This window comes from Alicyclobacillus sp. CIJ1 (assembly GCF_057538885.1).
In genome coordinates this window covers 1-583 of record NZ_BAAJPH010000118.1, presented here as the reverse complement: position 1 = coordinate 583, position 583 = coordinate 1, and the positions used below count along the sequence as shown (strand labels likewise).

General features: G+C 63.3%; 1 protein-coding gene. It reads left to right on the top strand.

Annotated features, from left to right (window positions below; translation table 11 throughout):
- Positions 1–5: 5 nt before the first annotated feature.
- Positions 6–583: MFS transporter (locus AC27E8_RS10460; protein ID WP_487111472.1), on the top strand; the 578-nt coding region annotated here is incomplete at its 3' end.

Below are 583 nucleotides of genomic sequence, written 5' to 3'. Positions count from 1 at the left end.
GCTTCTTGATTACGTTGACCTCCATCCCGCGGGTCGTCGGTTCCGCGTCGTCCGCGTGGTGGAACAAGCGCAGTCCTGCCGTGGCCGTGATGCGCCGCGCTTCTTCGGTGGCTGCCCTCATGGCTGCCGGCGTCGCCTTGGCCGTCTCGTTTCCACGCACGGACCTTTGGATCATGATGCCTTTCATCATCGTGATGGCGTTCACGGAGGGCGTGTATTTCCCCGCCGTGGGTACGGCGGTCCCTCAACTTCTTCCCGAGGAGTCCTGGCAGCAGGCCAACGCGCTGATCCAGGGAACAAACCAGGTGGGGCGCATGGTCGCGAGTTTTGTGTTGGCGCCCGTCGTCAGCAAAGTCGCCTATTGGGCATCGTGCGCCATCGTCGCCGCACTGTATCTGTTCACGAGCCTGGTTCTTCCCACATCCCGGCCTCGTCCGGCTGCGGACGGAGCGCAAGCGGAGCCCTCGCCGAGTGAGGGCGGGGCCGACGAGTCGGAGAGCGAACCCGCCTCGGATGCGAGATCACGAAGCTTCTGGAGAAACCCGGCGTTTCTCATACTTCTCGGTCTTACACTCGGCATCAA